This window comes from Thermophilibacter provencensis (assembly GCF_030372065.1).
GTDB lineage: Bacteria > Actinomycetota > Coriobacteriia > Coriobacteriales > Atopobiaceae > Thermophilibacter > Thermophilibacter provencensis_A.
Genome location: NZ_JAUDEA010000002.1, coordinates 246,674 through 265,373, shown reverse-complemented (window position 1 = coordinate 265,373; position 18,700 = coordinate 246,674). Strand labels below are relative to the sequence as shown.

At 66.4% G+C, this 18,700-nt stretch carries 15 protein-coding genes; 12 read left to right on the top strand and 3 right to left on the bottom strand.

Annotated elements, in window-relative coordinates; all coding sequences use genetic code 11:
* Positions 1–10: 10 nt before the first annotated feature.
* The 5 genes from QUW25_RS02810 to murJ all read left to right on the top strand — a co-directional run bounded on the left by QUW25_RS02810 (position 11) and on the right by murJ (position 8,268).
* Positions 11–1,093: an ABC transporter ATP-binding protein gene (locus tag QUW25_RS02810; RefSeq protein ID WP_289510715.1), complete on the top strand. Its 1,083-nt coding sequence runs from the start codon at positions 11–13 to the stop codon at positions 1,091–1,093.
* Complete coding sequence (locus tag QUW25_RS02805) at positions 1,094–2,761, top strand: ABC transporter permease (RefSeq protein WP_289510714.1); 1,668 nt, start codon at positions 1,094–1,096, stop codon at positions 2,759–2,761.
* Positions 2,762–2,995: 234 nt separating this feature from the next.
* On the top strand, positions 2,996–5,881 hold the full coding sequence (gene uvrA / locus QUW25_RS02800) for an excinuclease ABC subunit UvrA (RefSeq protein WP_289510713.1): 2,886 nt from the start codon (positions 2,996–2,998) through the stop codon (positions 5,879–5,881).
* A 9-nt stretch (positions 5,882–5,890) separates the two neighbouring features.
* Entirely contained in the window at positions 5,891–6,388 is a 498-nt protein-coding gene (gene ybaK / locus QUW25_RS02795) for a Cys-tRNA(Pro) deacylase (RefSeq protein ID WP_289510712.1), read from the top strand.
* Positions 6,389–6,597: 209 nt separating this feature from the next.
* Complete coding sequence (gene murJ, locus QUW25_RS02790) at positions 6,598–8,268, top strand: murein biosynthesis integral membrane protein MurJ (RefSeq protein ID WP_289510711.1); 1,671 nt, start codon at positions 6,598–6,600, stop codon at positions 8,266–8,268.
* On the opposite strand, the gene QUW25_RS02785 is transcribed toward murJ, so the two are convergent.
* Positions 8,258–8,536, bottom strand: coding sequence for a ribbon-helix-helix protein, CopG family (locus QUW25_RS02785; RefSeq protein WP_289510710.1), 279 nt, complete (start codon positions 8,534–8,536; stop codon positions 8,258–8,260). The two genes, murJ and QUW25_RS02785, sit on opposite strands and share 11 nt — an antisense overlap.
* 395 nt (positions 8,537–8,931) lie before the next feature.
* Positions 8,932–9,462, bottom strand: coding sequence for a hypothetical protein (locus tag QUW25_RS02780; RefSeq protein ID WP_289510709.1), 531 nt, complete (start codon positions 9,460–9,462; stop codon positions 8,932–8,934).
* A 299-nt stretch (positions 9,463–9,761) separates the two neighbouring features.
* On the opposite strand from QUW25_RS02780, the gene hisG reads away from it, so the two are divergent.
* The 7 genes from hisG to hisF all read left to right on the top strand — a co-directional run bounded on the left by hisG (position 9,762) and on the right by hisF (position 16,982).
* Positions 9,762–11,429, top strand: a complete 1,668-nt coding sequence (hisG, locus tag QUW25_RS02775) for an ATP phosphoribosyltransferase (RefSeq protein ID WP_289510708.1) — start codon at positions 9,762–9,764, stop codon at positions 11,427–11,429.
* Positions 11,426–12,799, top strand: coding sequence for a histidinol dehydrogenase (hisD, locus tag QUW25_RS02770; protein ID WP_289510707.1), 1,374 nt, complete (start codon positions 11,426–11,428; stop codon positions 12,797–12,799). Before hisG ends, hisD begins: the two co-directional genes overlap by 4 nt.
* Position 12,800: 1 nt before the next feature.
* Positions 12,801–13,877 (top strand): histidinol-phosphate transaminase, encoded by a 1,077-nt coding sequence (hisC, locus tag QUW25_RS02765; RefSeq protein ID WP_289510706.1) that lies wholly within the window; start codon positions 12,801–12,803, stop codon positions 13,875–13,877.
* Entirely contained in the window at positions 13,874–14,461 is a 588-nt protein-coding gene (hisB, locus tag QUW25_RS02760; RefSeq protein ID WP_289510705.1) for an imidazoleglycerol-phosphate dehydratase HisB, read from the top strand. Before hisC ends, hisB begins: the two co-directional genes overlap by 4 nt.
* Positions 14,461–15,108 (top strand): imidazole glycerol phosphate synthase subunit HisH, encoded by a 648-nt coding sequence (gene hisH, locus QUW25_RS02755; protein WP_289510704.1) that lies wholly within the window; start codon positions 14,461–14,463, stop codon positions 15,106–15,108. The genes hisB and hisH overlap by 1 nt, the downstream gene beginning before the upstream one ends.
* Positions 15,105–15,839 (top strand): 1-(5-phosphoribosyl)-5-[(5-phosphoribosylamino)methylideneamino] imidazole-4-carboxamide isomerase, encoded by a 735-nt coding sequence (locus QUW25_RS02750; protein WP_289510703.1) that lies wholly within the window; start codon positions 15,105–15,107, stop codon positions 15,837–15,839. Before hisH ends, QUW25_RS02750 begins: the two co-directional genes overlap by 4 nt.
* Positions 15,840–16,214: 375 nt before the next feature.
* Entirely contained in the window at positions 16,215–16,982 is a 768-nt protein-coding gene (hisF, locus tag QUW25_RS02745; protein ID WP_289510702.1) for an imidazole glycerol phosphate synthase subunit HisF, read from the top strand.
* Between the two features lie 154 nt (positions 16,983–17,136).
* Here the strand turns inward: hisF and QUW25_RS02740 are convergent, their stop codons facing one another.
* Positions 17,137–18,687 carry an FAD-binding protein gene (locus tag QUW25_RS02740; RefSeq protein WP_289510701.1) on the bottom strand — a complete coding sequence of 517 codons (1,551 nt, stop codon included), beginning with the start codon at positions 18,685–18,687 and terminating at the stop codon, positions 17,137–17,139.
* Positions 18,688–18,700: the final 13 nt, after the last annotated feature.

The following is an 18,700-nucleotide window of genomic DNA, read 5'->3' as shown; positions in this document are numbered from 1 at the left end:
GTGATCCCAGATGAGCGATATCAGAATTGAACATGCGAAGAAGGTGTACGACGGTCACACGACCGTCATCTCCGACCTTAGCCTCGTGATGCCCGACGGCGGCCTCTTCACGCTGCTCGGACCCTCCGGCTGCGGCAAGACCACCCTGCTTCGCATGATCGCCGGCTTCAACACCATCGAGGGTGGCGACTTCTACTTTGGCGACACCCGCATCAACGACATGGAGCCGAGCAAGCGCAACATCGGCATGGTGTTCCAGAACTATGCGATCTTCCCGCACCTCACTGTCCGTGACAACGTGGCCTTTGGCCTCAAGCAGCGCAAGGTCCCCAAGGACGAGATGCGCCAGCGCACGGACGAGTACCTGAGGCTCATGCAGATCGACCAGTTTGCCGAGCGCAAGCCCGACCAGCTCTCTGGCGGACAGCAGCAGCGCGTGGCGCTCGCCCGCGCCCTCGTGATCAACCCGGACGTGCTGCTCATGGACGAGCCGCTCTCCAACCTGGACGCAAAGCTGCGCCTCGAGATGCGCCAGGTCATTCGCGAGATCCAGCACCGCGTTGGCATCACCACGGTCTACGTGACGCACGACCAGGAGGAGGCCATGGCCATCTCCGACAAGATTGCCGTCATGAACCACGGTGACATCCAACAGGTCGGCGTGCCCAAGGAGCTCTACCACCGCCCGCACAACGAGTTCGTGGCAACCTTCATCGGCAAGACCAACATGATGGACGCCAAGCTCGTTCACGAGGGCGGCCACGCGGCGCTCGTCCTTGGCGGCGTCTCGCTGCCCATGCCCCAGCTCGACGGCTGCGCCAGCCAGGACGTCCGCGTGAGCGTCCGCCCGGAGGAGTTCATCAAGTGCCCCGACGGCCCCATCGAGGCCACGGTCATCGACAGCGTCTACCTCGGCTCCAGCACGGACTACTTCATGAGCACGGGCTTTGCCGAGAAGATCCAGGTGACCGAGGAGTCCACCTTCGAGGAGAACCTGCGCCCCGGCGAGAAGATCCGTCTGCGCGTGAACACCTCCAAGATCAACGTCTTCACGGCGGATGGCGCCAGGAACCTCGCGGAGGAGGTGGGCTAGGTGGAGACTCGCAGGTCCCGCTTCAACATGTGGACGCTGGTGACGCTAGTCATCTTTGTCCTCTACCTGCTCTTCCTTCTCTATCCCATCGTCATGGTGCTTGCGAAGGCCGTCTTCGTGAACGGGACGTTCTCGCTGGACAGCTTCACGGAGTTCTTCACGAACCCGTACTACAGCGAGACGCTCGCGAACAGCTTCGCCGTTTCCGTGACGGCAACGGTCTTTGCGCTGCTCCTGGGATCGAGCCTGGGATACGTCTTTGCGATGTTCCAGTTCCGCGGCAAGCAGCTGCTGCAGATTCTCATCGTCATCGCCTCGATGTCGCCGCCCTTCGTTGGCGCGTACTCCTGGATTCTTCTGCTCGGCCGCAACGGAACCATCACGAACTTCCTGATGGACGTGCTGCACTTCCCGCAGATTGAGATCTATGGCTTTGCCGGCATCGTGCTCGTCTTCACGCTCCAGCTGTTCCCGCTCGTCTTCATGTACGTGTCGGGCGCGCTCAAGAACGTTGACAGCTCGGTGCTCGAGGCCGCGGCCTCGATGGGCTGCACGGGCGTGAGGCGCTTCTTCCATGTTCTGCTCCCGCTCATGATGCCCACCGTCGTTGCCTCTGCGCTGCTCGTCTTCATGAGGGCGTTTGCGGACTTCGGCACGCCGATGCTCATCGGCGAGGGCTTCAGGACATTCCCGGTAACGATCTACCAGCAGTTCATCAGCGAGGTGGGTGGCAACGACTCGTTTGCCGCGGCACTTGCCATCGTTGCCATCGTCATCGCGCTTCTCGTCTTCCTGGGCCAGCAGATCGTGGCCAACCGCTTCTCGTTCACCATGAACTCGCTGCACCCCATCGACCCGATGCCCGTGAGGTCCTGGAAGAAGGTTCTGCTGTACGTCTTTGTGTACGGCGTGGTGTTTGTGGCCATCCTGCCGCAGCTCTACCTCGTGTACACGTCGTTCCTCAAGACGAGTGGCATGATCTTTGTCCCGGGCTACTCGCTTGACAGCTACGTCCAGGCGTTCACCCGCATGGGCTCCTCGATCATCAACACGCTGAGGATCCCGCTCATCGGTCTTGCCATCGTCCTTGTGGTGGGCACGAGCCTCTCCTACGTTGCCATCCGTCACCGCAACGTCCTCACGCGCCTCACGGATACCCTTGGGATGCTGCCCTACATCATCCCGGGCACCGTTCTTGGCATTGCGTTCATCTCGGCGTTCAACACGGGCGTCTTTGGCTCCGGGTTCCTTGCCATCACGGGGACCGTTGCCATCATGGCCATCTCGTTTGCGTTGAGGCGTCTGCCGTACACGGTGCGATCCTCCGAGGCGGCGCTGCGCCAGATTCCGGTTACGATCGAGGAGGCCGCGGAGAGCCTTGGCAGCAGCCGGCTCAACACCTTCCTCAAGATCACCGTGCCGATGATGGCATCAGGCATCGTCTCGGGCGCCATCCTCACGTGGATCACCATGATCTCCGAGCTCTCCACGTCGGTGCTGCTCTACACCGTGCGCACGAGAACCGTGACCGTGGCCATCTACACCGAGGTCATTCGCGGCAACTACGGCATCGCCGCCGCGCTCTCCACGATTCTCATGGTCTTCACCGTCGTCTCGCTCCTGCTCTTCATGAAGGTCTCCAAGAGCAAGGACATCACGATGGCGTAGGCCGGGAGAGAAAGACCCTTCTCCTCCATGCGGGGCTGCCGCGTCTCTCCCCGAGCGGCAGCCCCGTATCCGTGTCTTGCCACTCATGACAAACGCCCCTGTCACCTTTGTCATCATGACAACGGTGACAGGGGCGTTTGTCATGAATGCGAACACGCGTTGCATTTCGCGTGAAGGGTGCTCGACTCGGCTACACTGGGATACGCAGAAATCTCTCGTGAAGCAGGAGGGCACATGGCCCAGGACGCAATCGTCATCCGTGGTGCCCGCGAGCATAACCTCGCGGACGTCGACGTCGACATACCCCGCGACAAGCTCGTCGTGATCACTGGCCTTTCCGGCTCGGGCAAGTCGAGCCTCGCCTTTGATACCATCTACGCCGAGGGCCAGCGCCGCTATGTGGAGTCCCTCTCCAGCTACGCGCGTCAGTTCCTGGGACAGATGGACAAGCCAGACCTGGACAGCATCGACGGCCTCTCGCCGGCCGTCTCCATCGACCAGAAGACCACGTCGAGAAACCCGCGCTCCACGGTGGGCACCGTGACCGAGATCTACGACTACCTGCGCCTGCTCTTCGCGCGCATCGGTACCCCGCACTGCCCGGAGTGCGGCCGCCCCATCTCGCGCCAGACCACCGACCAGGTGGCCGACAAGGTCCTCGAGCGCGCGCAGGGCCGGCGCGCCCTGGTCCTGGCACCGGTGGTCTTTGACCGCAAGGGCGAGTACACCAAGCTCTTTGAGGACCTGCGCCGCGAGGGCTTCAGCCGCGTGCGCATTGACGGCGAGGTGCGCGAGCTCGGTGACGAAGAAATTCGCCTGGAGAAGAAGAACCGCCATAACATCGAGGTCGTGGTTGACCGCATCGTGGTGCGCGAGGGGAGCCTCGGGCGCATCGCGGAGTCCGTGGAGCAGGCAACCAAGCTCGCCGGCGGGCGCGTGAGCTTCTACCTCATGCCCGACCGCGACGACCCGGAGCGCATGCCCGGCGAGCTGCTCACCTACTCGCTCGCCCTGGCCTGCCCCGAGCACGGCCACTCCATGGATGACCTCCAGCCGCGCGACTTCTCCTTCAACGCCCCCTACGGCGCCTGCCCGGACTGCGACGGCCTGGGGTTCCGCAAGGTGGTGGACGCCGAGGCGCTCATCGAGGACCCCGCGCTCTCCGTTGCCGGCGGCGTCTTTGGCAGCCTCTTCGGCCACTCCAACTACTACCCGCAGGTGCTCGCCGCCGTGTGCCGTCACCTCGGCGCCTCCGAGGAGACGCCGTGGAAGGACCTCCCCAAGAAGGTCCAGTCCGCCCTTCTCGACGGCCTGGGCGCCACCAAGGTCCGTGTGGACTACCTCACGCGCGACGGCCGCAACACGCACTGGTTCACCACCTTTGCCGGCGTGCGCAAGATCCTCTTTGACAAGTACCAGGAGACCACCTCGGACACCATGCGCGCGCACCTCGAGAAGTACATCCGCGAGGTGCCGTGCTCAACCTGCAACGGCGCGCGCCTCAAGCCCGAGATTCTTGCGGTCACGGTGGGCGAGAAGAACATCTGGCAGGTCTGCGAGCTCTCCTGCCGTGAGGCGCTCGCCTTCTTTGAGGGCCTGGAGCTCACGGAGCGCCAGCGCTTCATTGCCGGCGCAGTGGTGAAGGAGATTCTCGCCCGTCTGCGCTTCCTTGTGAACGTGGGCCTGGACTACCTCACGCTCTCTCGCGCCGCGGCCACGCTCTCCGGCGGCGAGGCCCAGCGCATCCGCCTTGCAACGCAGATCGGCGCGGGCCTCATGGGTGTGCTCTACATCCTGGACGAGCCCTCGATCGGTCTGCACCAGCGCGACAACAACCGCCTCATCGAGACCCTGAAGCGCCTGCGTGACCAGGGAAACACCGTCATTGTGGTCGAGCACGACGAGGACACCATCCGCGCCGCCGACTACGTGATCGACATGGGCCCGGGCGCCGGCGAGCTTGGCGGCAAGGTCGTGGCCGCGGGCACGCCGGAGGAGATTGCCGCCTGCCCGGACTCCATCACGGGCGCCTATCTCACGGGCGAGCGCGAGATTCACCTTCCCGACAAGCGTCGCAACCCACGCAAGGGCGCCATCAAGATCACCGGCGCCTCCGCCAACAACCTGCGCAACGTTACGGCCAAGATCGAGCTCGGCACGCTCACGGTAGTCACGGGCGTCTCCGGCTCCGGCAAGAGCTCGCTCGTCACGGACACCATCGCGCCCGCGCTCACCAATGCCGTGCACCGTTCCAAGCGCCCCGTGGGGCCCTACAAGAAGCTCGAGGGCGTGGAGCTCATCGACAAGGTCATTGACATCGACCAGTCTCCCATCGGCCGCACGCCCCGCTCCAACCCGGCGACCTACATCGGTCTCTGGGACGACCTGCGTGCCCTCTTCGCCTCGCTGCCCGAGAGCCGCGCGCGCGGCTACAGCCCCGGGCGCTTCTCGTTCAACGTTCCCGGCGGCCGCTGCGAGGCCTGCAAGGGCGACGGCCAGATCAAGATCGAGATGAACTTCCTGCCCGACGTCTACGTGCCGTGCGAGGTCTGCCACGGCAAGCGCTACAACCGCGAGACGCTCGAGGTGCTCTACCACGGCAAGTCCATCTCGGACGTGCTGGACATGACCGTCCACGAGGCGCTGGCCTTCTTTGCCAACATCCCGCGCATCAAGAAAAAGCTCCAGACCCTCTATGACGTGGGCCTGGGCTACATCCACCTGGGCCAGCCCGCCACCACGCTCTCCGGTGGCGAGGCCCAGCGCGTGAAGCTCGCCAAGGAGCTGCACCGCCAGCAGACGGGCAAGACCTTCTACATCCTCGACGAGCCCACCACGGGCCTGCACTTCGAGGACGTGCGCCAGCTCGTGGACGTGCTCGAGAAGCTCGTGGACGCGGGCAACACGGTCCTGGTGATCGAGCACAACCTCGACGTCATCAAGATGGCCGACCGCGTGCTCGACATGGGACCCGAGGGCGGCGACGGTGGCGGCACCGTGGTGGCCTACGGCACGCCCGAGAAGGTCTCGCAGGTTGCGGAGAGCTACACGGGGCAGTTCCTGCGCCAGGTCCTCGCGCGCGACCGCGCCCGGGACCGCGCCAGAAACGAGCTCAGGTAGGGGGGCGCCATGGCGCGTAAGGATAAGCTCCAGAAGACCAACGCCATGCGCGAGCTCGAGGCGGCGGGCGTGCCCTTCTCGTTTGAGACCTACGAGGTGGACGAGACGGACACGTCAAACGAGCTGGGCCTGCACATCGCGCAGCGTCTTGGTGAGGACCCGGCTGCGAGCTTTAAGACGCTCGTGTGCGTGACGCCGGCGGGGGAGCACGTGGTGTGCTGCCTGCCCGTCGCCGACGAGCTCGACCTCAAGAAGGCCGCCGCTGCGGCGGGCGAGAAGAGCCTCTCGATGATGCACGTCCGCGACCTTGAGCCGGTCACGGGCTACGTGCGCGGCGGCTGCTCGCCGGTGGGCATGAAGAGGCGCTTTCCCACGCTCATCGACGAGACCGCCCAGCTCTTCGACGAGATTCACGTCTCGGGCGGCCGGCGTGGGCTCAGCCTGGTCATATCTCCGGACGAGCTTGTCCGCTTCTGCGGCGCCACGCTCGCCGACATTGTCCGCTAGCGGCGCCCTTCTCGCCGCCATTCCCATTTGTGGACGCGGGCCGACGGTTCTTCTCGCCAGGGTGTCGCTGCGGGTCCCCAATACCGTGTGAGACTCCGTGCTGGCGCAATGTGGAGTCTGGCCGGTCTTCCGGCGGGGGCGAGACCCTTTGGGGCGAGTGGTGGCACTATAAGGGAGTTAGGCACCCAGTACGAGAGGAAAGCCGCACGGTGAGTCGCAAGCCTGCCTACCAGCCCAAGCACATGAGAGCGATGCCCGTCGCCGAGAAGAACGCGCCCGCGCTCGCAGGCGCGCCGCAGGAGAGCACCCAGGAGCAGGTGGGCAGAAGTGCCGCCCTCATGAGTGCCCTCGTTATCGTGAGCCGCCTCACGGGCTTCCTGCGCACCTGGGGCCAGGCCTACGCCATCGGCGTCACCGTGATGGCGAGCTGCTACTCGGTTGCCAACAACATGCCCAACCAGCTCTACGAGCTCGTTGCCGCCGGCATGCTCACCACGGCGTTTCTGCCCGTCTACATGTCCGTGCGCAAGCGGGCGGGCATAGAGGGGGCGAGCGCCTACACGTCAAACCTCGTCTCGCTCGTCCTTCTTGTCATGGGCGCGGTCACGGTGCTCGGCTTTGTCTTTGCCGCCGAGCTCGTCTATACGCAGTCGTTTACCGCCACCGCGGAGTTTGACTTTGACCTCGCGGTCTACTTCTTCCGGTTCTTTGTCATTGAGGTCGTGCTCTACGCGCTCTCGTCGATCTTCTCGGGCGTGCTCAATGCCGAGCGAGACTACTTCTGGGGACAGGCCGCCCCCATCTTCAACAACTTCATGACCACGGCCTCGTTCTTTGCCTACGCGTTTCTTGCCGACAAGAACCCGGAGCTGGCGCTGCTCATACTGGCCCTGGGCAATCCCCTCGGCGTTGCCGTCCAGGTGCTCCTGCAGGTGCCGCCCATGCTGCGCCATGGCATCCGGCTGCGCTTTCACGTGGACCTTCGTGACCCGCTTCTGCGAGAGACCCTCAAGATCGGCGTGCCCTCCGTTGCCGTGATGCTCATGTCCGTGGCGACCACCTCGGTGCAGTCCACGGCTTCGCTTTCCGTGGTGGCAACCGGCGCCTCAGTCTCCTACTACGCGCGCCTCTGGTACACCCTGCCGTACTCCATCCTCACGGTGCCCATCACCACCGCCATGTTCACGGAGCTCTCGGACAGCTGGGCCAAGGGGGATGGCGCGTCGTTCAGGGCGGGCATCACCTCGGGCCTGGGTCAGATCCTCTTCTTCATGCTGCCCTTTGCCCTCTACCTCATCGTCTTCTCCGTCCCCCTTGTCTCCGTTCTCGCGGCGGGGAGCTTCACGCCCGAGGCGCTCCAGATGACTGCCGCCTACCTTGCCGTCTACGCGCTCTCGCTCCCGTTCTACGCGGTGTGCATGTACCTGCAGAAGGTGGCGTCCTCCATGCGCCGCATGGGACTCTACGCGTGGTCGAGCGCGCTCGCCACGGTCCTTCAGATCTGGATCCTGCTCACCTACACCACGACCTTTGGCCTCAACTTCGTGGCCTTCTCGTCGCTGCTGTTCTTTGCCCTCATCGACGTGACGATGCTCGTGAGCCTGAGGCGCACCCTTGGTCCCCTTGGGCTCTCCGCCATGCTCGTCTCGCTCGTGCGTACGGTGCTGCTCGGCGTTGCCGGCGCTGCCATGGGCATGCTCATCCTCAGGGCGCTCAACGAGTTTCTCGGTGACTGCTCGGGTGCCGCCGTGCGCTCGGTGCTCTACAGCGTGCTGGCGGGCGTGCCCTCGCTGCTCGTCACCTATGGGGGGGCCATGCTGCTCAAGGTCCCCGAGGCCGCGATGATCAGCCGCCTCGTCTCTCGTCTCGTCAGGCGCTAGGGGCATCCTCCTCGAGGTCCTTCTCGATGAGGGCCCTGAGCCTTTGGGACCTTGTCTGCCCGAGACGAGCGGCCTTTGCGTCAAAGGCGTCTACCGCCGAGACTGGGACGCGCACTCCCACGAGCTTGAGCGGCTCGGAGCTTATCCTTGGCCTTCCAACGAGGATGCGCCCCCATCGTCCCGGCATCTCTCCTTGCTCAAAGCGCTCGGCAAGCTCGTCGATGTCCGCGTCCGAGAGCTTTACGCCATCCTGCGTGACGTACTCCACTGACGGCCCCCTTCATTTCGCGAAGCGTTCGCTTTGTTGGTGGGGTTTGGGCGTGGTAGACCAGCGTGGTCCCGTCGGCGAGCCTCACTCCCACCATTTCCAGAACGCGGCCCTTCTCGTCTTCCCCAAGAGCAACGAGCGTGCCCAGGGGAAGCCTTTCGCCCACTCGCTCTCTCACGAGAAACGCGTTTGTCCATGCCGTCTCTACATCGAGCTTCGAGAGATTGGGGTGGCGAATCGGAACGCGGTCGTGGACGATAACTCGCGTGACGTCCATGCCCCACCTTTCATATAACAATAACATATAACAAAAATTAGAGCCGTTGATTAGATATACGGGCGAGAAGGGCGGCGGGCGGTGAGTCGCTGCCGCCCGCCGCCTCGGAGGGGGCCGCTCAGCGCCTCACGAAGAGCTCGTCGCAGTGGTTGATGACGATGTTGATGCCGGAGGAGCTCAGAAGGTCGTATCCATGCGGTCCGTAGAGGCCGCCGCCCTCCTCGAGGTCCTCGCCAAAGCCCGCCCAGACGTCCTCGTCGCAGGCGTTCTCGCTCTTGGTACCCTCACCGTTGGCGTTCTCGGACGCGTGTGTGGGCTCAAGGTGACCCATGAGCGCGAGGATGCGCTCCTCGAGACGCTTCTCTGCCTGCTCGGCGTCGCTCAGCTCGCGCCCCTCTTCGTCGTTTTGGTGGGACCCCTGGGGCTCGATTACCTTGTCACCGCGCGAGCGGACCTCGTCGACGAGCCCCTCCCTCCAGTCCTCGAGCCTCTCGCAGAGCAGGTAGCTGATCTCCTCGGCAAAGGTCGGGTCGAGGGCCTCGTCTGTGCCCACGTGGATGACGAGGACGTCTTCGGGCAGCTCCTCCCTCGGTGCGTTTGATCCAGCGCAGCTCACGGCGAGTCGTGCCTCCGGCCAGTACAGTGACATTGCGTGCTCCCTTCTGTCGTGGATGGGTGGCACAGCGTAGCAGGGGGTCGCTTTCCATTGTCTTTCTGGCAGCTGCCCGCTCGCTTACACCCCTGCTTGCACGCATTGCTCGGTATCCGTCTGATGAAATTGCTCGGCAGGCGGGCTCGATTAAGCCCTGGGCGGTTGATTATGGGACGTGCCGCGAACGGGCGGGTGCCCAGCCTGTACCAGCCTGTCCCGGCTGGCGAGCTTGTCTTGCCACTTTAGTGTGCTAAAGTATCTGCGTCGGTCAGGCGCGCGCAGGAGAGGGGACACGAGTGAGAGCTGGCACGCCCAGGGGCTTTCGAGACATCCTTCCGCAGGAGGCGCTCGCGCGCGAGCGCATCACGGACGTCGTGCGCTCGTGCTTCTCGTCCCATGGCTACCTGCCCGTGGAGACGCCGCTGCTCGAGGACCGCGCCGTGCTCGAGCGGGGCGGACGCATCAAGGACTCCCCGTTCCAGCTCTTTGACGCGGACGGTACCCTGCTCATGCTCCGCCCGGACCTCACCCTTCCCGTGGCGCGCCTCGTTGCGGGCCGCGTGGGTGCGGGGGACCTCCCAGCGCGCTTTCGCTACAGCGCGCCGGTGGTGCGCGAGGAGCAGTCGCTGCGCGGGCAGCCCCGTCAGTTCACGCAGCTCGGCGTCGAGCTGGTGGGAGAGGACGGCGCCGCGGCGGAGGTCGAGGTCGTGCGCCTGCTCGCCGAGGCGCTCACGGCGCTCGAGGTGCCGGACTGGCGCATCGTGTTTGGCTCGGTGACGCCGCTCACCGCCCTTCTCGAAGCCTGCGCGCCCACGGCGGACTTCCGCGAGCGGGTGCTCTCGCTCGTGCACGACTCTGACCTCGTGACGCTTGACGAGCTCATCTCCGTCACGCCCGGGCTTTCCCCGGCAGCGGCGCGGGCCATCCACGAGCTCTGCCGCATGGGCGGGGGAGTCGAGGTCATCGCGCGGCTCGACGCGCTTCTCGCCGAGGCGGGTGTTGCGGCCGACCGTCGCGGGACCGCCGAGCTCTCCGCGCTAGCGCGCGACCTCGCGGACCTCTTTGAGCAGGGTCGCCTCTCCTTTGACTTCTCGATCATCAACTCGTTTGACTACTACACGGGCATCATCTTCAAAGGGTACGCGGAGGGCATTGCCGCGAGCCTTGCCTCGGGCGGCCGCTATGACGCGGTGCTCGCCAACTTGGGGCGAGAAGGACTTGCGGCCTGCGGCTTTGCGCTCTCACTCGAGCGTCTCCAAGAGGTCCTCGGCGAGCCGGGCGAGTCGGGCGTGGTCACGCCGGGCGTGCGCCTGGCGGAGCGCCCCCTGCGCATAGCCGTCCCCAAGGGCTCACTCTTTGGCGACACGGTGCGCGCGCTCGAGGCGGCGGGGCTTCCCGTGGCAGAGCTCGAGCACCCCGGGCGCCGGCTCGTCGTGCGCGAGGGCGACGTCGAGTACGTCATCGTGCGCGCCCAGGACGCCCCTGCGTTTGTGGGGCATGGCGGGGCCGACTGCGGCATCTGCGGCAAGGACTCGCTCATCGAGGCCAACCTCGACCTGCTGCAGCTCGTTGACCTTTGCTACGGCGGCTGCCGCTTCGTGGTGGCCGAGCCCGCCTCGCGCGCCGGCGAGGCGGAGCGCAACTACGCCTGGCGCGGGACGGTGCGCGTTGCGACCAAGTACCCGCGCATCACGCAGGGCTACTACGACTCGATCGGCCAGCAGGTGGACATCGTGACGCTCCACGGCAACATCGAGCTCGGCCCCATCGTGGGCATGGCGGACCGCATCGTGGACATCACCGCCACGGGCACCACGCTCGCCGAGAACGACCTCGTGATCGTCGACGAGGTCATGGAGTGCACGGCGCGCTTCTTCGCAGGGCCCGCCGCGTATCGCTGTGACAGGAGAATCCGCGATCTCGCCGCTCGTCTCGCCGAGGTCGGAAGGGGGAGTGAGTCATGAGAAGGGTGGAGCTTTCCGGGGGGCGTCGCCTCACGCAGGCGGACCTCGACCGCTCCGGCGTCCTGCCGGCGGACGTGATATCCACTGCCGAGAAGATCGTGGACGACGTGCGCGAGCGCGGCGACGCGGCCGTGCGCGAGTACTGCCTTCGCTTTGACGGCTCATGCCCGGAGGAGTTTCGCGTGCCCGACGAGGTGGTCGCCGGCGCGCTCGACCTCGTGAGCCCTGAGTTTCTCGCTGCGCTCAAGCAGGCACGCGACCAGATTCGAGACTTCCACGAGCGCGAGCGCGAGCAGTCATGGTTCACCACCCGCGCCGACGGCACGATGCTCGGCGTGAAGGTGAGCCCGGTTGCCTCCGCCGCCGTCTACGTGCCCGGCGGGCGCGCGCAGTACCCCTCCACCGTGCTCATGGACACGATCCCCGCCAAGGTGGCGGGTGTGGAGCGCGTGGTCATGGTGACGCCGCCGCAGCGCGACGGCTCGCTTTCCGCCTACACGCTTGCCGCCGCGGCGCTCGCGGGCGTGGACGAGGTCTACGCCGTGGGCGGAGCGCAGGCCATCGCCGCGGTGGCGTACGGCACCGAGACCATCCCGGCCGTCGAGAAGATCGTGGGCCCCGGCAACGCCTACGTGGCCGCCGCCAAGCGCTACGTCTCCGGTGACGTGGGCATCGACATGGTGGCCGGCCCCTCTGAGGTCTGCGTGCTCGCCGATGCCACGGCGGACCCCGTGGTGGTTGCGGCAGACCTCATGGCGCAGGCTGAGCACGACCCGATGGCGAGCTGCTACCTCGTGACCTGCGACGCCGAGCTTCCGGAGCGCGTGCTCGTGGCCGTTGAGCGCCTCGTCTCGCAGAGCCCGCGCGAGAAAATCACCCGCACGAGCCTCGACGAGCGCGGCGTCATCGTGGTTGCGGACTCCCTGGACGCCGCCGTGGACGCCGTCAACGTGGTGGCCCCCGAGCACCTTGAGCTCCACTGCGAGGACGCCATGGCCCTTCTCGGCCGCGTGCGCAACGCCGGGGCCATCTTCGTGGGCGCCTGGAGCTCCGAGCCGCTGGGCGACTACGTGGCCGGTCCCAACCACACGCTGCCCACGGGCGGCACCGCGCGCTGGGCAAACCCGCTCGGCGTCTACGACTTCCAGAAGCGCTCGAGCGTGATCTGCTACACGCCCGAGGGGCTTCTCGCCGACGCCCCCGCGGCGCAGACGCTCGCCCAGGCCGAGGGCCTCTGGGCCCACGCGCTCTCCGTCGGCCTGCGCCGCCGCATTGCCGAGGGCGGCACGTTCGACGTCGATGACGTCCACCGCGTCGCCTGGCCCGAGGCGCTGCGTGGGGACAGCCCCGTCGCGGCGTTGGGGGACTGATATGGACGCCAGCGATCGCCTGCGGCCCGTGCTGCGCTCCTTCGAGCCGTACGACCCCGCCTTCTCGCCGTGTCGCGTGAACCTCTCGGCCAACGAGAACACCCATGAGCTGCCGGCGGAGGTTCGCTCCGCCATTGGTGCGGCCTTCCGCGCCACGCCGCTCAACCGCTACCCGGACCCCATGGCAAATGCCCTGCGCGACGCCCTCGCCGCTCGCCACGGCGTCTCGCGCGAGCGCATCTGCGTGGGCAACGGCGGCGACGAGCTGCTCTTCAACCTACTCTTTGCCTTTGGCGGGCCGGAGCGCACGCTCGTGACCTGCCCGCCGGACTTTGCCGAGTACGCCAACTTTGCCGCGATGTGCGAGACGCCCGTGACGGGCGTCTGGCGCGACGCCGAGGACTTCTCGATTGACGGGGACGCGCTCGTTGCTGCCGCACGCGACGCCGCGCTCGTGATTCTCACCTCGCCCAACAACCCCACGGGCGACCTCGTTGACCGCGCGCTGGTTGAGCGCCTGCTCGCGGAGACGGACGCGCTCGTGCTCGTGGACGAGGCCTACGTTGAGTTTGCCCCGGAGGGCTCGAGCGTCGTCGACCTCGTGGCGACAAACCCGCGCCTCATGGTGCTGCGCACCCTCTCCAAGGCGTTTGGCCTCGCTGGCCTTCGCGTTGGCTATCTCGTGGCGAACCCGGCCGTCGTCGACGCGCTCGGCGCCGTTCGTCAGATATACTCCGTTGACGTGGTGGCACAGGCCGTTGCCCTCGCTGCCGTTGAGACGCGCTCTGCGCTCGCGCCCGTGATCTCGGACATCGTCTCCGAGCGGGAGCGCCTGATCGCGGGCCTTGCGAACCTTGCGGGCGTGCGCACGTGGCCCTCCGCCACCAACTTCGTGCTCGCCCGCGTGCCGCGAGCCGCCGAGGTTCGGCGCCGCCTGCGCGACGAGCACTCCGTCCTCGTGCGCGACTTCAGCTCCGCGCCGGGGCTTGAGGGGTGCCTGAGGCTTTCCGTCGGCACGCGCGACGAGAACGACGCACTTCTCGACGCGCTCGCCACGATCTTGAGGGAGGAAGCATGACAAGGACCGCAAAGGTCGTTCGCGCAACGTCCGAGACCGACATCGGGGTCTTTGTTGACCTGGACGGCACCGGCAGCGCCGACGTGGAGACGGGCGTGGGCTTTTTTGACCACATGCTCTGCGCGCTGGCGCGCCACTCGCTCGTGGACCTCACCGTGCGTGCCAAGGGCGACGTGCACGTTGACGACCACCACACCGTCGAGGACACGGGCATCGTGCTCGGCCAGGCCCTGCGCGAGGCGCTGGGCGACAAGCGCGGCATCCGCCGCTTTGGAAGCGTGATGGTGCCGCTCGACGAGGCGCTCGTCATGGCCGCCGTTGACATCTCCGGTCGTGGGGAGCTCTTCTGGGACGTCCCAATCGGCCCGGACAAGGTGGGGACGTTTGATACCGAGCTGGCCCATGAGTTCTTTGCCGGCTTTGCCCGTGACGCGGGCATTACCCTTCACCTGCGGCTCGTTTGCGGCGAGAATGCGCACCACATCATCGAGGCAACGTTCAAGGCCGCGGCGCGCGCCCTGCGCGAGGCCGTGGAGAGCGACCCTCGCGTTGAGGGCGTCCCCTCCACCAAGGGGAGCCTCTGATGGCGCACGGGATCGTCATCGTTGACTACCACAAGGGCAACCTGAGCTCCGTTGAGCGCGGCCTCACGGACGCGGGCGGCGAGGTCGTGGTCTCGGACGACCCGGCGGTCATTGCCGATGCCTCGGGCGTGGTCCTTCCCGGCGTGGGCAGCTTTGGCGACGCGATGGCGTTTCTGCGCGAGAGCGGCGAGGCGGAGGCGATTCTTTCTGCCATCGACCGAGACGTGCCGTTCCTGGGCATCTGCCTGGGCCTGCAGCTGCTCTTCGAGCGCGGCAGCGAGACGAGCGACGGCTCGTGGGAGGAGGGCCTCGGCGTCTTCTCCGGCTCCGCCACGCGTCTGGAGTCAACGCGGCTCAAGGTGCCGCACGTTGGCTGGGACCAGATTCACCTCACGCCGAGAGGTCGCGCGTGTCGGCTCTTCCGCGGCGTGCCCGAGGGGGCAAACGTCTACTTCACGCACTCCTTTGCCCTTGACGATGACGTTGAGCAGGGCGTCGTTGCCGCGCGCACGCACTACGTGAGGAGCTTTGCCTCGGCGGTCTGGGACGGCAACGTCTTTGGCGTGCAGTTCCACCCCGAGAAGTCCTCGGCTGTGGGGGCGCAGATCCTCTCCAACTTCGTCGACGTCGTGCGAGGTGGCAGATGATTCTCTTTCCGGCGATCGACCTCGTGGGCGGGCGGGTCGTCCGTCTCGCCCGAGGAGATCGCGCACACATGGACGTCTACTCGAGCGATCCGGTCTCGGTTGCCGAGAAGTTCCGTGACGCCGGCGCCGAGTGGGTTCACGTGGTCGACCTCTCGGCAACGCTCGAGGAGGACGAGGCGGCCCGCACGGCCAACGATGCCGCCATTCGCGCGATCTGCGCGGTCGAGGGCGTCTCGGTGGACGCAGGCGGCGGCGTGCGCTCCATGGCGGCGGTCGAGCGCCTTGCGGGCCTTGGCGTGCGCCGCGTTGCCATTGGGACGGCGCTGGTGCGCGACCCCGCGTTCGCCGCCGAGGCTGCGCGAACGTTTGGCGAGCTCGTCGTGGCCGACGTTGCCGCCCGCGGGGGAGAGGTGCGCGTGAACGGCTGGCGCGAGGGAGCGGCCCTTGCCGCCGACGAGCTCGTGGCGCGCCTTGCCGAGCTGGGATATCGCCATCTCGTCTTTACCGACGTGGCGCGCGACGGCATGCGCTGCGGCGTTGACGCGGGGGCGTACCGCCGCATCGCCGAGGTCGCGGGCTTTCCCGTGGTGGCCTCGGGCGGCATCGCGAGCCTGGACGACCTGCGCGCGCTTTCGGCGCTCGGGCCGGACGTGGTGGAGGGCGCCATCACCGGACGCGCCCTCTACGAAGGGTCCTTCTCGCTTGAGGACGCCCTCGCTGCGTGCCGGTAGCTACGTTGTCCTTCTCGTCCCACGTTGTCCTTTGCCCTGTCGCATTCTCCGAGTTTTGGGCAACATTTTTGATATTCGACATACACCTGATGCGGGAACCCGGGCTCCCTCGACCTTTTTATCTGGGGTTTTCCAATGCGGAGTCTTATTGAGGCCGTCAGGTGTATGCCGAATATCAAAAATGTTGCCCAAAACGAGCAAAAGAAGACTTCCTCAGGTAGCGCGGCTCTCCCATTGCCTGCAATCGTGATGGTCGCCAGGACTGGTTCCACTGTTACGACCCGGGGGCGATGTGCCCAGGGGTGAGATTTTCGCGGTAACCTTGCCAATGAGGTTACCGTGCGGCAAGGCCCGACCAGAGCGAAAGGACGCCACATGCTCACCAAACGAGTCATCCCCTGCCTGGACGTTCACAACGGGCGCGTGGTGAAGGGCGTCAACTTTGTCGACCTGCGCGACGCTGGCGACCCGGTGGAGCTTGCGCGCGCCTACGACCGCGAGGGCGCCGACGAGGTCGTCTTTCTGGACATCACGGCAACCTCGGATGACCGAGCCACCACGATCGACCTCGCGGCCCGCGCCGCCGCCGAGCTGCGCATCCCCTTCACGGTGGGCGGGGGCTTTCGCGACGTGGCGGGATGTCGGCAGATGATCGCCGCGGGATCGGACAAGGTCTCGCTCAACTCCGCCGCCGTGCGCGAGCCGTCCCTGCTCACGGCCGCCGCGAGCGCCTTTGGCTCCCAGGCTGTCATCTGCGCGATCGACGCCAAGCGCGTGGGCAAGGCCGACAAGTGGGAGGTCTACCTCGCGGGCGGCCGTGTGGCTACGGGCATCGATGCCGTGGAGTGGGCGACCGAGGCGGCCCGTCGTGGCGCCGGCGAGATCCTGCTCACGAGCATGGACCGCGACGGCACCAAGGACGGCTTTGACCTCGCGCTCACCCGTGCCGTGGCGCGCGCCGTGCCCATTCCGGTGATCGCCTCGGGTGGCGTGGGCACGCTCGAGCACTTTGCCGAGGGCATCATCGAGGGCGAGGCGGACGCGGTTCTCGCCGCGAGCGTCTTCCACTTTGGCACCTTCACCATCCGCCAGGTCAAGGAGTACATGGCCAGTCAGGGCATCCCCGTGCGCCTGGACTTCTAGCCTCGTCTGTCCGCCCTTCTCGCCAGACCTCATTTTGCCGAGCGTGCTGCAATCGAGAATAACGGGCCTCTTGCAGGCTCTTTTCTTCGATTCCTGCGCACTCGGTGATTTCGATTTGCCACAAGTTCTCTAAAGCGGGGCGTTGGGTCCACGCTTACGCCAACGACGTGGCGAGCGGCTCCGCCACGGGACGTCCGTCTTTGCCGAGCCTGACGACGAGCGGACGCGCCTGGGCGGGGTCCTCGTGGGGGAAGTCCGCGCGATAGTGGGCGCCGCGGCTCTCCGTGCGGGCGAGCATGGCGGCGACGAGGGCTCGTGCCGAGAGGATCGAGTTTGCCGCATGGGCAGACTTGACCCGCGCGTTCTTCTCGTCCAGCGTGTTGAGGACGCGGCTCATCTCGCGAAGCCCATCCTTCGTGCGCCCGAGCAGGCAGTGCTCGTCCATGGCGCTCCTCAGCTCGCGGAGGTCCATCTTCCAGGCGTTGAAAAGTGACAGTCCCTTTTCATCACGTGTGGGGCGGGAAGCGGCGGCTGCGCGACCGGCGGCGTGACCAAAGACCAGGCCGTTTGCGCTCGAGAGGCCGCCGATGCGGTCGGCCCCGTGCATGCCGCCGGTAGCCTCGCCGCAGGCGTAGAGCCCGGGCACGCCGGTGAAGCCGTGCTCGTCAACGAGGATTCCTCCGTTGGAGGCATGGGCGTATGGGGCGATGCGCAGGCCCTCGTCTGGGCGCCTTCCAAACGCATCCTCAAACCACGAGAAGTACGTCTGCATGAACTCTGGCAGGTGCCCTGGAAGGTCGTAGCTCACCGCCGCGCCCCGCTCTCCCGCGGCGGCAAGCGAAAGATCGACCACGCAATCCGGGAGGCTTGCCGTGAAGGGGCCGTGCCCGCCGCGCGAGTCGAGCAGCTCGGCTGCGTCTGGCGCGTCAAACCCCTCAACGTGCGCGTAGCGGAACGTCCGCTCGTTGAAGACGACGTTTCTCACCGGCTCCACGAGGCCGGGCATGATCTGGATGAACTCGATGTTGATGAGGCGTGCGCCGTGACGCAGCGCGACTGCGGCTGCGGTGCCCGTCACGTCGGGCATGATGAGGGTGCGCGAGAAGAGCCCGCCAAAGCCACCCGTCGCCAGGATTACCGCGCCGGCGCTCATCACCCGCGCGGTGCCGTCGCTCAAGCTGGAGAGGACGGCACCGCATACGCGGCCGTCTTCCTCCACCAGGTCGAGAAGCTCGTGGCGGGGGAGCGTTGTGACGCCCGCCCGGGCGAGTGCCGCCTCGGTCGCGCTGCGATACGACTCGCGGCCAAGCCCGTGCCAGCGGCGGCACGTGCGATCAAAGCAGGGGATGAAGTCACGCTCATCGGGGTTGTCCGCGCCGCGAAGCTCAACGCCGCGCTCTTCGAGTCGAGAAATCGCCGGCGCCACGCCGCGGACGAGGGCCCGCGCGAGCTCGGGCACCGCCATGCCACGCCCAACCTCAAGAATCGTCTTTACGAAGTCGTCCTCGTCCTTCTCGCCGTTTGGGCCCACAAGGCCGAGGCCCCACGTTCCCGGGAAGAAGCTCGAGCCAGAGAAGGTCTTGCCCGCGCTTGCGAGAAGGACGCGCGCACCAGACTCCGCCGCGGCGAGGGCCGCCTCGCACCCCGCGATGCCCGCGCCCACCACGAGCACGTCACAGCTTGGTGCCGCCTTCTCGCATGCCATCTGATGCTCCTTG

Bases quoted from the DNA above. Each gene is read 5' to 3' on its own strand.
- QUW25_RS02810 (WP_289510715.1), top strand. From the start codon at position 11: ATGAGCGATATCAGAATTGAACATGCGAAGAAGGTGTACGACGGTCAC.
- QUW25_RS02740 (WP_289510701.1), bottom strand. From the start codon at position 18,687: ATGGCATGCGAGAAGGCGGCACCAAGCTGTGACGTGCTCGTGGTGGGC.
- hisB (WP_289510705.1), top strand. From the start codon at position 13,874: ATGACAAGGACCGCAAAGGTCGTTCGCGCAACGTCCGAGACCGACATC.
- QUW25_RS02750 (WP_289510703.1), top strand. From the start codon at position 15,105: ATGATTCTCTTTCCGGCGATCGACCTCGTGGGCGGGCGGGTCGTCCGT.
- hisF (WP_289510702.1), top strand. From the start codon at position 16,215: ATGCTCACCAAACGAGTCATCCCCTGCCTGGACGTTCACAACGGGCGC.
- hisC (WP_289510706.1), top strand. From the start codon at position 12,801: ATGGACGCCAGCGATCGCCTGCGGCCCGTGCTGCGCTCCTTCGAGCCG.
- ybaK (WP_289510712.1), top strand. From the start codon at position 5,891: ATGGCGCGTAAGGATAAGCTCCAGAAGACCAACGCCATGCGCGAGCTC.
- QUW25_RS02780 (WP_289510709.1), bottom strand. From the start codon at position 9,462: ATGTCACTGTACTGGCCGGAGGCACGACTCGCCGTGAGCTGCGCTGGA.
- uvrA (WP_289510713.1), top strand. From the start codon at position 2,996: ATGGCCCAGGACGCAATCGTCATCCGTGGTGCCCGCGAGCATAACCTC.
- hisD (WP_289510707.1), top strand. From the start codon at position 11,426: ATGAGAAGGGTGGAGCTTTCCGGGGGGCGTCGCCTCACGCAGGCGGAC.
- hisH (WP_289510704.1), top strand. From the start codon at position 14,461: ATGGCGCACGGGATCGTCATCGTTGACTACCACAAGGGCAACCTGAGC.